The sequence below is a fragment of the Actinomycetospora sp. CA-053990 genome (assembly GCF_050948445.1).
Lineage (GTDB): Bacteria > Actinomycetota > Actinomycetes > Mycobacteriales > Pseudonocardiaceae > Actinomycetospora > Actinomycetospora callitridis.
Map to the genome: position 1 here is coordinate 3,630,701 of NZ_CP192043.1, position 14,212 is coordinate 3,644,912.

Sequence of the window (14,212 nt, forward strand, 5' to 3'; positions counted from 1 at the left end):
GGCCCCCGACGCCGCGGGGCCGAACACGCCGATCCGATCGAACACATGGTCGAACGGTCGGTGTCCGGCGGTCGACGGAGCCGCTCACCGGGCCGACGCTTCAGTGCGTCCGGCCGCGCCAGCCCTGCACCGGGAGCCCGAACTTGCGGACCAGCCGGTCGGTGAACGGCTGGACGCGCAGCCGGGCGAGCAGGACGGGGTTGCGTCCGCGCGCGACCTCGACCCGGGAGCCCGGCGGCAGCTCGATGGTGCGACGCCCGTCGCAGACGAGCACGCCCGCGTCGCCGCGGCCCGACACCTCCAGCGCCACCCGCGAGTCCGGCGAGATCACCAGCGGCCGGGCGAACAGCGCGTGCGCGTTGCTCGGCACCAGCAGCATCGCCTGGACCTCCGGCCACACCACCGGACCGCCCGCGGAGAACGCGTAGGCCGTGGAGCCGGTGGGCGTCGCGCAGAGCACGCCGTCGCACGCGAACTCCGACACCGGGCGCCCGTCGACCTCGAGCACGATGTCGAGCAGCCGCGCCCAGTTCATCTTCTCGACGATCGCCTCGTTGAGCGCCCAGGTCCGGCCCAGCTCGGTGCCGTTCTGGTGGGCCACGACGTCGACGGTCATGCGCTCCTCGACGCGGTAGGTGCGCCCGACGACCGCGTCGAGGACCTCGTCGAGGTCGTCGATGTCGGCCTCGGCGAGGAAGCCGACCCGCCCGAGGTTCACCCCGAGCATCGGCACCCGGGCGTGCCGGGCGAGCTCGGCCGCGCGCAGCAGCGTCCCGTCGCCGCCGAGCACCAGGACGATCTCCATGCCGAAGGCGGCGTCGGAGTCGGCCTCGACCTTGCGCGGGCGCTGGGACTCGGGCAGCTCGTCGAACAGGCCCTCGTCGGTGGAGTACTCGTCGGGCAGCACCCGCAGCGCGAAACCGGCCTCGGCCAGCCGGCGGGCGGCCTGGATCGCCACCTTGCGCGTCGCCTCGCGGCCGGTGTGCACCACCAGCAGCGCGTCGCGCGCCCCGTCCGGGGACGGGGGGTCCTGCGCGTGCGCCCCGCTCATCGGCGCGGACGCGGCCCCGTCGACCCCCGTCACCGGCGCTCCTCCCCGTCGTCCGTTCATGCCGGCCCCTGCTCGACGGCACGTCGCACGAGCACCTCGTCGTCAGTCTGGGCGCTCGCCGGCTCGTCCGCTGTGTGATCGGCAGCTCGTCGCAGCCAGCAGAAGTACTCCACGTTGCCCGACGGCCCGGGCAGCGGGCTGGCCACGACGTCGCGCAGCGCGAGACCCCGCGTGCGGGCCGCGGCCACCACGCCCAGCACCGCCGACGCGCGCAGCGCCGGGTCGCGGACGACGCCACCGGACCCCAGCCGCTCGCGGCCGACCTCGAACTGCGGCTTCACCATCGGCACCAGATCCCCGCCCGGGACGGTGCACGCGACCAGGGCGTCGAGGACGAGGCCCAGCGAGATGAACGACAGGTCGGCGACGACGAGGTCCACCGGCCCCCCGATGTCCCCGGGGGTCAGCGACCGGACGTTGACGCGGTCGTGCACCGCGACCCGCGGGTCGGTCTGCAGCGCCCACACCAGCTGCCCGTAGCCGACGTCGACGGCGACCACCTCGCGCGCGCCGCGGCGCAGCAGCACGTCGGTGAACCCGCCGGTCGACGCGCCGGCGTCGAGGCAGCGGCGGCCGTCGACGGCGAGGCCACGCGGCGCGAACGCCTCCAGGGCGCCGAGCAGCTTCTGCGCACCCCGCGACGCCCAGCCCGGGTCGTCGACGTCGTCGCGGACGACCACGGCCGCCGCGGTCTCGACAGCCGTCGCCGGCTTCGTCGCGACCGAGCCGCCGACCGTCACCCGCCCGTCGGCGATGAGCCCGGCGGCGTGCTCGCGCGAGCGCGCGAGGCCGCGACGGACCAGCTCCGCGTCGAGCCGCAGCCGGCGCGCGGTCGACCGGGCCACCGCGGTCAGGTCCGGTCCACGTCGGCCAGCACGGCGACCATCGCGTCGTGCACGGCCTCGAAGCGGACGGCGTGCTCGGCCGCGTCGAACGCCTCGTCGGGTCCGTCGGCGGACGGCAGGGCGCGCACGGCCCCGCGCAGGACGGCCAGGGGCTCGGCGTCGGCCGTGATGGCGTCGCCGGGCTCAGTCATGGCGTGTCCTCCGACGTCGGGACGGTGGTCCTGTCGCCGTCCACGCTAACGCGTCACCCGGTCGCGAGCCCCAGGGTGCTGATCATCTTCTCGGCGCGGTCGTCGGCGGCACGGACCTCGGCGCCGCCGGCCGGCGCGTCCCAGGCCACCCGGCACAGGGCCCGCAGGGCGCCGGCGGTGTCGTCGTCGGCGCCCGCCGCCAGCACGACGACGCCGTCCTCGCGGCTCGCCGTCCAGCCGCCGGTGTCGCCGTCGAGCACGCGGATGGCGTCGAGGTCCCCGCCGAGGACCTGCAGGTCGGGGCCGAGGTAGGTCGGGCGCTGCTCGGGCGGCGCGCCGAGCACGTCCGCGGCCGTGGACACGCCGGTGAGGACGAGCAGGCTGTCGGCGTCGACGGCGTGGCCGCCCGCGATGTCGGTGTCCAGGCGGTCCCCGATCACCAGGGGTCGCTGCGCCCCGGCGCGCTCGATGGCCTGGCGCAGCAGGGGCGCCGCCGGCTTGCCCGCCACCTCGGGCTCGCGACGGCACGCGGTCCGCAGCACGGCCACCATCGACCCGTTGCCCGGCAGGAAGCCCCGCTCGTTGGGCAGGGTGGGGTCGACGTTGCAGGCGACCCAGTGCGCGCCTCGGTTCAGGGCGAGCGCCGCCTCGGCGAGGATGCGCCAGCCGGTGTCGGGCGAGTGGCCCTGCACCACCGCGACCGGCGTGTCCTCCTCCGAACGCACGGGCGTCAGCCCGACCAGACGGATCTCCTCGGCCAGCGCCTCGGCGCCGACGACCAGCACCGGCGCCCCGGGCTCGCAGTGCTCGGCGACGACCGCCGCGCCCGCCTGGGCGCTGGTCACGACATCGCCGGGCTCCAGCGTCAGGCCCAGCTCGCGCAGGTGTTCGGCCACCTCGTCCGGGCCGCGCGAGGCGTTGTTCGTGACGTAGGAGACGGTCGCGGCGTGGCGCGCGGCCTCGAGGCTCTCGACGGCCCCGTCGATCGCGTCCGGGCCGCGGTAGACCGTGCCGTCGAGGTCGACGAGCAGCGCGTCGTAGCCGCTCACGCCGTCGGCCCCGCCGTGTCGTCGTGAGCGTCGGTCTCGTCGACGTCGGTCTCGTCGGCGTCGTCCTGAGCCTCGGCGATCCCGGGCTCGGCCTCTGCCGCGACGACCCCTTCGCCTGCGCCGAGCATGATCGCTCGCTCCTCGGCGTCCGTCTCGCCGTCGAGGTCCGTGCCGGCGGCCTCGAGGAACGCTCGGATGGCGTCATCGGTGCGGCCGGCGGCCTGGAGCGCCTCGGCGTAGGCGTAGAAGAGCCGCGGCACCCACGGCTCGTCGCGCGACGCGTCGAGCTCGGGGACCTGCAGGCCGACGACGGCGGCGTCGGCCTCGCCGAGGTCGCGCCGCGCCCCGGAGACCACGATCAGCAGCTCGACGGCCTCCTCGGGCTCCAGGTCACGGGCCTCGGGGCTGCGCGAGAGCTCGATCGCGCGCTCCGGGCGGCCCAGGGCGCGCTCGGCGTCGGCCATCACCGGCAGGTGGCCGTCGCCGCCCATCCGCCGGCTCGCGCGCAGCTCGGAGAGCGCCTCGGCCCACTCGCCGGCGTGGTACGCAGCGAGGCCCGACGCCTCGCGGACCATCGCGACCCGGCTCGCCCGGTGCCGCGCGAACCGCGCGTGGGCGAGCGCCGCCTCGGGCTCGTCGTCCACGAGCTCGCCGACCGCGACGAGGTGCCGCGCGACCATGTCGGCCAGGTCCTTCGGGAGCCCCCGCAGGGCACGCCGTGCCTCCTGGTCGAGGAGCTCGGGCGTGATGTCGTCCGGCAACGGCGGCGCGACCGGCCGCGGGGCGGCGTCCTGGTGTCGCTCGATCGGTGCCTGGACGTGCGCGGTCCGGCGCGCGTCGGCGCCGCCGCGGCGCTCGGGGTCGGCCGCGCGCGGGTCGCGACGGCGCTCGTCGCGGCCGTCGCCGCGGGCCCTCGCCGGGCGCCCGCCCAGGCGGTCGTCACGGGGACGGTCACTGCGGGGACGGTCCTGGCGAGGCCGGTCGCCCGAGGGACGGTCGTCCCGCCGCCGGTCGCCGCCACCACCGGCCGGCCGGTCGCCACGGGAACGGTCGTCGCGCGGGCGGTCGCCGGCCGGGCGGTCACCGCGGGGACGCTCCGTCCGGCCTCGGTCGTCGCCGCGGGGACGGTCGTCACGCGGGCGGTCACTGCGAGGCCGATCACTGCGCGGACGATCGTCACGCGGGCGGTCCGACGCGGGCCGGTCGCTGCGAGGGCCGCCGCGGGGGCGGTCGTCACCCCGGTCGTCGGGCCGTCCGCGGGAGTCGGGGCGGCCACCACCGCGGGAGGCGCCGCCACCGTCGCGCGCGGGACGTCCACGGTCCGGGCCGCCACCGGTCGGGCGACCGCCGGAGCCACCCGGACCACGACGGGGCCCGCCGCGGGCACCGGGTGCCGCGTCGCCGGAGCGTCCGTTGTCGCGACCCCGCGGACCGGGACCCCGGCCCTCGGAGCGCTCGCTGTCACGTCCCTCCGAACGACGGTCGGCGCCGCCGCGAGGGCGGTCGCCGGGGCCGTCGCCGCGGCCACCGCGGTCGTCGCGGGCAGGCCGGTCGCCGTTGCGGGGCCGGCCGGTGCCGCCGCCCTTCGGGGCTCCGCGGTCGCGGCCGGTGGGCGCACGACGGGGGCCACTCTGCCGGTCGTCCCGCGACGAGCCGGTGGCACGCCCCTGGCGGGGGCCGTCGTCGGCTCCGCGCGAGCCGGCCCCGTCCGACGCATCCGACGACATGGCGGGCCTCCTCAGGGCATGAAAAAGGGCAGGGCTCCGGCCGGAGTCCTGCCCGTCATCAGTCTCGCTGTTCAGGGTTCCCTCCTCACGAGGAGGAGAGGTGTGGGGGTGGTCGGGTGTTCCGGCGGTGTCCTACTCTCCCACGACCTGTCGGTCGCAGTACCATCGGCGCTGGAGGGCTTAGCTTCCGGGTTCGGGATGGGTCCGGGCGTTTCCCCTCCGCTGTGACCACCGGAACACCCCACCACCCCCACAAGACCGGTTGCCCGGTTGTGGGGTGGGGTGTGTGGTCGCTGGGATATGCACAGTGGACGCGAACAGAATTTCTTCTGTTTCGTTACGCAGTTTGTTTGCCGTGTTCACACACAAGCTCGTCGTGATTGCTTGACGTGTGTGTGGGCAAGTCCTCGGCCTATTAGTACCAGTCCACTGAACGCCTTGCGGCGATTACATGTCTGGCCTATCAACCCACTGGTCTGGTGGGGGCCTTAACCCTCGAAGGGGTGGGAGACCTCATCTTGGAACAGGCTTCCCGCTTAGATGCCTTCAGCGGTTATCCTTTCCGAACGTAGCCAACCAGCCGTGCCCCTGGCGGGACAACTGGCACACCAGAGGTTCGTCCGTCCCGGTCCTCTCGTACTAGGGACAGCCTTCCTCAAGTCTCCTGCGCGCGCGGCGGATAGGGACCGAACTGTCTCACGACGTTCTAAACCCAGCTCGCGTACCGCTTTAATGGGCGAACAGCCCAACCCTTGGGACCTACTCCAGCCCCAGGATGCGACGAGCCGACATCGAGGTGCCAAACCATGCCGTCGATATGGACTCTTGGGCAAGATCAGCCTGTTATCCCCGGGGTACCTTTTATCCGTTGAGCGACACCCCAACCACGTGGTGGTGCCGGATCACTAGTCCCGACTTTCGTCCCTGCTCGACCCGTCGGTCTCACAGTCAAGCTCCCTTGTGCACTTGCACTCGACACCTGGTTGCCGACCAGGCTGAGGGAACCTTTGGGCGCCTCCGTTACCCTTTGGGAGGCAACCGCCCCAGTTAAACTACCCACCAGGCACTGTCCCTGGACCAGATCATGGTCCGAGGTTAGATGCCCAATTCGACCAGAGTGGTATTTCAACGTTGACTCCACGATCACTGGCGTGACCGCTTCCCAGTCTCCCACCTATCCTACACAAGCCGAACCGAGCACCAATACCAAGCTGTAGTGAAGGTCCCGGGGTCTTTCCGTCCTGCCGCGCGTAACGAGCATCTTTACTCGTAGTGCAATTTCGCCGAGTCTGTGGTCGAGACAGCGGGGAAGTCGTTACGCCATTCGTGCAGGTCGGAACTTACCCGACAAGGAATTTCGCTACCTTAGGATGGTTATAGTTACCACCGCCGTTTACTGGCGCTTAAGTTCTCAGCTTCACCCCGAAGGGTTAACCGGTCCCCTTAACGTTCCAGCACCGGGCAGGCGTCAGTCCGTATACATCGTCTTGCGACTTCGCACGGACCTGTGTTTTTAGTAAACAGTCGCTTCCCCCTGGTCTCTGCGGCCCCACCCCGCTAACCCGCAAGGGGTTTCACGGGACAGGGCCCCCCTTCTCCCGAAGTTACGGGGGCATTTTGCCGAATTCCTTGACCACAGTTCGCTCGAACGCCTCGGTATTCTCTACCTGACCACCTGTGTTGGTTTGGGGTACGGGTCGCGTAGGAACTCGCTAGAGGCTTTTCTCGGCAGCATGGGATCACTCTACTTCGCCTCAAACGGCTATGCGTCACGTCTCAGCCTTGATGGTGAACGGATTTGCCTGTCCACCGGCCTACACGCTTGCACCAGCACTACCACTAGCTGGCGGAGCTGCCCTCCTGCGTCACCCCATCGCTTGGCTACTACCAGGCGGGGTCCCGCGCTCCCCTCGAGGTGCTCCCGAAGGAGACACCCGAGGTTCGGGCGGTTAGCACACCTGGATTCGCCAGGGACGCGCCTACACGAGCACGGGAATATCAACCCGTTGTCCATCGACTACGCCTGTCGGCCTCGCCTTAGGTCCCGGCTCACCCTGGGCGGAAAAACCTGGCCCAGGAACCCTTGGTCATCCGGCGGCAGAGTTTCTCACTCTGCTATCGCTACTCATGCCTGCATTCTCACTCACACGGGCTCCACGACTGGATCACTCCGCCGCTTCACCGCCCGCATGACGCTCCCCTACCCAACACCACCACCAGCTACGCCATCAAGGGCAAGCAGTGTTCACGCGGTGTTGCCGCGGCTTCGGCGGTGCGCTTGAGCCCCGCTACATTGTCGGCGCAGGACCACTTGACCAGTGAGCTATTACGCACTCTTTCAAGGATGGCTGCTTCTAAGCCAACCTCCTGGTTGTCTGGGCGATCCCACATCCTTTCCCACTTAGCGCACGCTTAGGGGCCTTAGCCGGCGATCTGGGCTGTTTCCCTCTCGACTACGAACCTTATCGCCCGCAGTCTCACTGCCGCGCTCTCGCTCACCGGCATTCGGAGTTTGGCTGACTTCAGTAAGCTTGTAGGCCCCCTAGGCCAACCAGTGCTCTACCTCCGGTGAGTACCACGCGACGCTGCACCTAAATGCATTTCGGGGAGAACCAGCTATCACGGAGTTTGATTGGCCTTTCACCCCTACCCACAGCTCATCCCCCAGGTTTTCAACCCTGGTGGGTTCGGGCCTCCACGCCGTCTTACCGGCGCTTCACCCTGGCCATGGGTAGATCACTCCGCTTCGGGTCTAGAGCACGCGACTACGATCGCCCTATTCGGACTCGCTTTCGCTACGGCTACCCCTCAACGGGTTAACCTCGCCACGTACCGCTAACTCGCAGGCTCATTCTTCAAAAGGCACGCCATCACCCCGCAAGGCTCTGACGGCTTGTAGGCACACGGTTTCAGGTACTGTTTCACTCCCCTCCCGGGGTACTTTTCACCTTTCCCTCACGGTACTCGTCCGCTATCGGTCATCAGGGAGTATTTAGGCTTACCGGGTGGTCCCGGCAGATTCACAGCGAATTTCACGGGCTCGCTGCTACTCGGGAACACCGCAACGGGAGAACGCAGTGTTTTCGTCTACGGGGGTCTCACCCTCTACGCCGACGCGTCCCAACGCCTTCGACTAACACCACGAACACCCGCACCAGGGCGGCAGCCCTGATACGCGGAACCCCACAACACCCCACCAGCAACGCCTGCCGGCTCTCACACTGGCGGGGTTTAGCCTCTTCCGCTTTCGCTCGCCACTACTCACGGAATCACTCTTGTTTTCTTCTCCTGCGGGTACTGAGATGTTTCACTTCCCCGCGTTCCCTCCCACCGTCCTATACATTCAGACGGCGGTGACACCCCATGACGGGTGCCGGGTTACCCCATTCGGACACCCTCGGATCAAAGCTCGGTTGACAGCTCCCCGAGGACTATCGCGGCCTCCCACGTCCTTCATCGGCTCCTGATGCCCAGGCATCCACCGTGCGCCCTTAACAACTTGACCAACACACACATCAAGAAATCACGACACAAATGTGCACAGAAACAAAAGATGCTCGCGTCCACTGTACAATTCTCAACGACCACACGAACCGCCACCACACCCCCCACAACACGGGGAGCAGGTGAACGATCGCCCCTAGAGACCAACAACCACCCCACACCTCCGAAGAGAGTGCGGGGCCGGTTGTCCTCTCAGGACCCAACAGTGTGCTGCCCAACCTCGAAAAGTCGGGAGTTCGGTGATTCCACATTTCTCGAGCAACCCCCTCCCACCCCCGACACAGAGTCCGAAGACTCCTGGTCCGAAGACCGAGTTCGGGGAGGTACTGGGGCCCTCCACCACCAGCACGGGCGTGCACAGAACATTCGCCTGTGGACACGCCGGCTGATGGTGTTCGGTGAAGCTCCTTAGAAAGGAGGTGATCCAGCCGCACCTTCCGGTACGGCTACCTTGTTACGACTTCGTCCCAATCGCCAGTCCCACCTTCGACCGCTCCCCCCCTTGCGGGTTGGGCCACGGGCTTCGGGTGTTACCGACTTTCGTGACGTGACGGGCGGTGTGTACAAGGCCCGGGAACGTATTCACCGCAGCGTTGCTGATCTGCGATTACTAGCGACTCCGACTTCACGGGGTCGAGTTGCAGACCCCGATCCGAACTGAGACCGGCTTTACGAGATTCGCTCCACCTCACGGCTTCGCAGCCCTCTGTACCGGCCATTGTAGCATGTGTGAAGCCCTGGACATAAGGGGCATGATGACTTGACGTCATCCCCACCTTCCTCCGAGTTGACCCCGGCAGTCTCCCATGAGTCCCCGGCATCACCCGCTGGCAACATAGGACAAGGGTTGCGCTCGTTGCGGGACTTAACCCAACATCTCACGACACGAGCTGACGACAGCCATGCACCACCTGCACACCAGCCACAAGGGAACGCCCATCTCTGGACGCGTCTAGTGCATGTCAAACCCAGGTAAGGTTCTTCGCGTTGCATCGAATTAATCCACATGCTCCGCCGCTTGTGCGGGCCCCCGTCAATTCCTTTGAGTTTTAGCCTTGCGGCCGTACTCCCCAGGCGGGGCGCTTAATGCGTTAGCTGCGGCACGGAACCCGTGGAATGGACCCCACACCTAGCGCCCAACGTTTACGGCATGGACTACCAGGGTATCTAATCCTGTTCGCTACCCATGCTTTCGCTCCTCAGCGTCAGTATCGGCCCAGAGACCCGCCTTCGCCACCGGTGTTCCTCCTGATATCTGCGCATTTCACCGCTACACCAGGAATTCCAGTCTCCCCTGCCGAACTCTAGTGATGCCCGTATCGACCGCACGCCCAGAGTTAAGCCCCAGGTTTTCACGGCCGACGTGACACACCGCCTACGAGCTCTTTACGCCCAATAATTCCGGACAACGCTCGCACCCTACGTATTACCGCGGCTGCTGGCACGTAGTTGGCCGGTGCTTCTTCTCGACCTACCGTCACCCCATCCAGAAGATGGAGCTTCGTCGATCGCGAAAGAGGTTTACAACCCGAAGGCCGTCATCCCTCACGCGGCGTTGCTGCGTCAGGCTTCCGCCCATTGCGCAAGATTCCCCACTGCTGCCTCCCGTAGGAGTCTGGGCCGTGTCTCAGTCCCAGTGTGGCCGATCACCCTCTCAGGCCGGCTATCCGTCGTCGCCTTGGTAGGCCATCACCCCACCAACAAGCTGATAGACCGCGGGCCCATCCCCCACCGAAAAAACTTTCCACCAAGAAACATGCGCTTCAAGGTCATATCCGGTATTAGACCCAGTTTCCCGGGCTTATCCCGAAGTGGAGGGCAGGTCACCCACGTGTTACTCACCCGTTCGCCGCTCGTGTACCCCGAAGGGCCTTACCGCTCGACTTGCATGTGTTAAGCACGCCGCCAGCGTTCGTCCTGAGCCAGGATCAAACTCTCCAACAAATAACATTGGAACAAAACAGTCCCAGCAAAAACACCCGACCCCACTGGCAAACAAGGCCGAGCGCACTCAAAGAAACCCGATCAAACACCCGAGAACCCCAAAAGAGGGGTCCTCACGATGCCGACGGGATAAAACCCACCAAACATTCAGCACACTGTTGAGTTCTCAAAGGACAACCACACCACCGTACAAGCCAGCCCGCGAGGGCCAGACCTTCCGGAGGGCGACCTTTCTACCCTAGTTCTCCGCGAGGCCCGGGGGCAACCCCTGATCTCGCGATGACCAGAACTCTACACACGCTCGAAACCTGCCCTCACGCGGGGGGTGGATCAGCGCGTCGTCCCTGGTCATCGGAGGTTCCCCCGCTCCCAGCAGGCGAAACGGCTCAGGCGCCGGCCAGCTCCACCCCGGCGGCGTTGCGCTTGCCCCGCCGCAGGACCAGCCAGCGGCCGTGCAGGAGGTCGCCGTCGCCGGGCGCCCAGTCCTCGGTCTCGACCTTCGCGTTGTTCACGTACGCGCCACCTTCGGCGATGGTGCGCCGGGCCGCGCCGCGCCCGGTGGCGAGGCCCGTCCCGACGAGCATGTCGACGATCGTGGGGCGCTCCGAGCGCTCCGCGGTGTACGACGGGATCTCGGCGACCGCGGCGGCGAGCGTCGCGGCGTCCAGCTCGCGCAGCTCTCCCCGTCCGAAGAGCGCGCGGCTCGCGGCCTCGGCCCGCTCGACCTCCTGCTGACCGTGCACCTGGGCCGTCACCGCCCGGGCCAGTGCCCGCTGGGCCTCGCGCGCCTGCGGCTTCTCCGCGGTGAGCCGCTCGAGCTCCTCGATCTCCTCGCGCTCGAGCCAGGTGAAGGCGCGCAGGTAGGTGCCCACCATCGCGTCCTCGGCCTGGATCCAGAACTGGTAGAAGGCGTAGGGGCTGGTCATGCTCGGGTCGAGCCACACCGTGCCCGACTCCGTCTTGCCGAACTTGGTGCCGTCGGCCTTCGTGATCAACGGTGTCCCGAGCGCGTGCAGCGACTTCCCCTCGACGCGGTGGACCAGGTCGGTGCCCGCGGTGAGGTTGCCCCACTGGTCGCTCCCCCCGGTCTGCAGCGTGCAGCCGTACCGGCGGTGGAGCTCGAGGAAGTCGTAGGACTGCAGCAGCTGGTAGGAGAACTCGGCGTAGCTGATGCCCTCGTCGGACTCCATCCGCCGGCTCACGGCCTCCTTGGCGAGCATCCGCCCGACCCGGAAGTGCTTGCCGACGTCGCGCAGGAAGTCGAGCGCGGAGAGCCCCTCGGTCCAGTCGAGGTTGTTGACCAGCAGGGCCGCGTTCTCGCCCGCGTCGAAGTCCAGGAACGGGCGCAGTTGCGCGCCGAGCTTGCCGACCCACTCGGAGACGACCTCACGGTCGTTGAGGACCCGCTCGGACGTCGGCTTCGGGTCGCCGATGAGGCCGGTCGCGCCGCCGACGAGGGCGATCGGACGGTGCCCGGCGCGCTGGAACCGGGCGAGCGTGAGCCACTGCAGCAGGTGCCCGATGTGGGCGCTGGGCGCGGTGGGGTCGATCCCGGAGTAGAGGGTGACCATGCCGGCGTCGAGGTCGCGGCGCAGGGCGTCGAGGTCGGTGCTCTGGGCGATCAGACCCCGCCAGGCGAGGTCGTCGAGGAGGTGCGGGCCCCCGGTCGAAGCGGTCACGGCGCCATTGTCGCGCGCGGGCTCACCAGTCGGGACCGTCGGCCCGCGCGCGTCCGGCCTTGTACGGCGTCACGGCCCGGGATCCCGCCACCCAGAACCGCCACGGACGCTCCTGGCCCGCCGCGACGCCGACGCGCGGACCGGTGCGGACGTCGGCGTCCGGCACCCGCTGCCCGGTCTCGAGACGGACCGGCGACGACGCGGACAGCACGTCGATGCCGTTGTGCTCGCGCCCGAGCCCGAGCAGGGCGCACAGGCGCGCGGGGCCCCGGGCCAGCTCGGCGTCGCGTCCCCGCGCCGTCGGGCGACGGGCGTGCGCGAGCCCCAGGTCGGAGATCACCTCGCCGGCGCGCAGGAGCACCGCGCCGGCCTCGCCCTCGGTGAGGCAGACGACGTTGGCGCAGAAGTGCATGCCGTAGACGAAGTAGACGTAGAGGTGCCCGGCCGGTCCCCACATGACGGCGTTGCGCGGGGTCCGCCCCCGGTAGCAGTGCGACGCGGGGTCGTCCGCGCCGCGGTAGGCCTCCACCTCGACCACGCGCACGCGCACCTCCCCCTCGGGGGTGTCGGCGACGAGCTCGGCGCCGAGCATGCGCGGAGCGGCCTCGAGCACGTCGACCGAGAGGTCCGAGGCGTCCAGGAGCGTCATCGCCGCTGATCCTCCCCCGCAGGATCGGACCGTCAGCGCGGCGCCCCCGTCCGGGCGAGGTACTCGTCGGCCCGGATCGCGCGGGGCTCGTCGTACCCGACGGGCAGGTGGACCCGGCCCGACGTCGTCCGGAAGTACACCTCCCAGGCGTGGAAGGCGAGGAACGCGCGCTCGTCGGCCGCCATCACGCCGGCGTAGGCGCGCACGGCGCGGACGTAGCGCTGGTCGTTGTTGTAGCGACGCAGCGCGCGGTCCACGCCCGCCGCGGTGTCGGCCCCGTTGGCCTGCAGGTAGTTCGCCGCCCCGAGGATCGCGTCGTGGGGGTCGTCGACGTCGCCACCGAGCCCGTAGCTCGCCCAGGTGGAGGGCATGAACTGCATCGGCCCGCGGGCCCCGGCCTCGGAGTGCGAGGCGATGCGTCCCATCCGGGACTCGACGAGGTTGACCGCGGCGAGGACGTGCCACGGCACGCCGAAGCGCTGCTCGGCCTCCGCGTAGAGGGCGCGCAGCCGGTCGGGCGGGAGCGGCTCGGCGATGCGCCAGGCCGGGAGCTCGTCGCCGGGGGCGCCCTTCGCCATCGCGAGCAGGTCGCGGCCCGCCGTGACGATGCGGTTCGTGACGTCGGCGGGGCCCGGCGGCAGGGCGGCGAGGACGGGGCGAGCCGCTCGGGGTGGAACGCGAGCTCCTCGTACGCGACCTGGGCGGTGCGCGCCGCGGCCGCGACCTCGCGTGGCGACCGCGCGGGGTCGGCGATCGTGGCCTGGGCCGTCTCGATCTCCCGGGCCAACGCCGCGGGGTCGCTCGAGACCGTCGGTCCGTGGGGGCCGATCGCGTCGGACGACGGCTCCGGCGCGGCGGCCGGGACGGGGGCCGCGGGTGGCGGCGTCGGGGGTTGGTCGGCACACCCGGCGAGCGCGGCGACCAGGGCGGCCCCGACCAGGAGTCGCCGACCCCACCGTCCCCCGATCACGGTGTCCGAGCGTAACGACGTCCGGCATCCTCGGGCGTGGCCGAGGGAGGAGCTCATGACCGCATCCACACGGACGGAGGACCTGCTGCGCGGGCTCCGGGACCGCTGCCTGGCGCTCCCCGAGGTGACCGAGGGCCCGACGCACGGCGCGCCGACGTGGTTCGTGCGCCGCCGGTCGTTCGTCAAGTTCGTGGATCCCGCCGGCCACCGGCTCGCCGAGCGCAGCATCGCGTTCTGGGCGGCGGCGCCGCCCGGGGCCCGCGACGAGCTGATCGCCGCGGACCCCGAGCAGTACTTCGTCCCGCGGTTCGGCGGTCGCGCGTGGGTCGGGATGCGCCTCGACACCCCGCGCCTGGAGTGGGCGGAAGTCGGCGAGATCGTCACCGACGCCTACCGCCAGGTCGCGCCGAGGTTCCTGGTCGCGCGTCTCGACCACGCACCGTGAGTCCGAGGCGCCCGTCTCCGATCGAGTGCGTGGCCCTCTCGGCGTGCTCCCCCGATTCGGACAGACTCAACGTCTGCGACGGTCCGACGCTGACACGA

9 protein-coding genes and 3 rRNA genes are annotated in these 14,212 nt (G+C 69.5%); 1 reads left to right on the plus strand and 11 read right to left on the minus strand.

Features of this window, described 5'->3' with window-relative positions; all coding sequences use genetic code 11:
- Positions 1-100: 100 nt before the first annotated feature.
- The 11 genes from ACQPYN_RS18675 to ACQPYN_RS18725 all read right to left on the minus strand — a co-directional run bounded on the left by ACQPYN_RS18675 (position 101) and on the right by ACQPYN_RS18725 (position 13,277).
- The gene (locus tag ACQPYN_RS18675; protein WP_433038952.1) at positions 101-1,051 is read right to left on the minus strand and encodes an NAD kinase; all 951 of its coding nucleotides are present in this window, start codon (positions 1,049-1,051) and stop codon (positions 101-103) included.
- Between the two features lie 56 nt (positions 1,052-1,107).
- Positions 1,108-1,956, minus strand: a complete 849-nt coding sequence (locus ACQPYN_RS18680) for a TlyA family RNA methyltransferase (protein ID WP_433025904.1) — start codon at positions 1,954-1,956, stop codon at positions 1,108-1,110.
- Between the two features lie 5 nt (positions 1,957-1,961).
- Positions 1,962-2,147, minus strand: coding sequence for a hypothetical protein (locus ACQPYN_RS18685; RefSeq protein WP_433025907.1), 186 nt, complete (start codon positions 2,145-2,147; stop codon positions 1,962-1,964).
- 53 nt (positions 2,148-2,200) lie between these two features.
- Entirely contained in the window at positions 2,201-3,196 is a 996-nt protein-coding gene (locus ACQPYN_RS18690; protein WP_433025910.1) for an HAD-IIA family hydrolase, read from the minus strand.
- Positions 3,193-3,957, minus strand: a complete 765-nt coding sequence (locus tag ACQPYN_RS18695) for a hypothetical protein (RefSeq protein WP_433025913.1) — start codon at positions 3,955-3,957, stop codon at positions 3,193-3,195. Before ACQPYN_RS18695 ends, ACQPYN_RS18690 begins: the two co-directional genes overlap by 4 nt.
- Positions 3,958-5,042: 1,085 nt before the next feature.
- Positions 5,043-5,159: ribosomal RNA gene (gene rrf, locus ACQPYN_RS18700) — 5S ribosomal RNA — on the minus strand.
- A 159-nt stretch (positions 5,160-5,318) separates the two neighbouring features.
- Positions 5,319-8,428, minus strand: a 23S ribosomal RNA gene (locus ACQPYN_RS18705).
- A 411-nt stretch (positions 8,429-8,839) separates the two neighbouring features.
- Positions 8,840-10,371 (minus strand): 16S ribosomal RNA (locus ACQPYN_RS18710).
- The 16S, 23S and 5S rRNA genes sit together here, the layout of an rRNA operon.
- A gap of 386 nt (positions 10,372-10,757) precedes the next feature.
- The gene (tyrS, locus tag ACQPYN_RS18715) at positions 10,758-12,050 is read right to left on the minus strand and encodes a tyrosine--tRNA ligase (protein ID WP_433025916.1); all 1,293 of its coding nucleotides are present in this window, start codon (positions 12,048-12,050) and stop codon (positions 10,758-10,760) included.
- A 22-nt stretch (positions 12,051-12,072) separates the two neighbouring features.
- On the minus strand, positions 12,073-12,699 hold the full coding sequence (locus tag ACQPYN_RS18720; protein WP_433025919.1) for a DNA-3-methyladenine glycosylase: 627 nt from the start codon (positions 12,697-12,699) through the stop codon (positions 12,073-12,075).
- A 32-nt stretch (positions 12,700-12,731) separates the two neighbouring features.
- A complete protein-coding gene (locus ACQPYN_RS18725; RefSeq protein ID WP_433025922.1) occupies positions 12,732-13,277 on the minus strand; it encodes a lytic transglycosylase domain-containing protein in 546 nt (181 codons plus the stop codon).
- A gap of 447 nt (positions 13,278-13,724) precedes the next feature.
- Here ACQPYN_RS18725 and ACQPYN_RS18730 point away from each other — a divergent pair, with 447 nt between their 5' ends.
- Positions 13,725-14,114, plus strand: coding sequence for an MmcQ/YjbR family DNA-binding protein (locus ACQPYN_RS18730; RefSeq protein WP_433025925.1), 390 nt, complete (start codon positions 13,725-13,727; stop codon positions 14,112-14,114).
- Positions 14,115-14,212 lie beyond the last annotated feature (98 nt).

What these genes read in the sequence shown, in the direction of transcription:
- ACQPYN_RS18725 (WP_433025922.1), bottom strand. Translation starts at nt 13,277, where the DNA reads ATGGCGAAGGGCGCCCCCGGCGACGAGCTCCCGGCCTGGCGCATCGCC.
- ACQPYN_RS18730 (WP_433025925.1), top strand. Translation starts at nt 13,725, where the DNA reads ATGACCGCATCCACACGGACGGAGGACCTGCTGCGCGGGCTCCGGGAC.
- ACQPYN_RS18720 (WP_433025919.1), bottom strand. Translation starts at nt 12,699, where the DNA reads ATGACGCTCCTGGACGCCTCGGACCTCTCGGTCGACGTGCTCGAGGCC.
- ACQPYN_RS18685 (WP_433025907.1), bottom strand. Translation starts at nt 2,147, where the DNA reads ATGACTGAGCCCGGCGACGCCATCACGGCCGACGCCGAGCCCCTGGCC.
- ACQPYN_RS18675 (WP_433038952.1), bottom strand. Translation starts at nt 1,051, where the DNA reads ATGAGCGGGGCGCACGCGCAGGACCCCCCGTCCCCGGACGGGGCGCGC.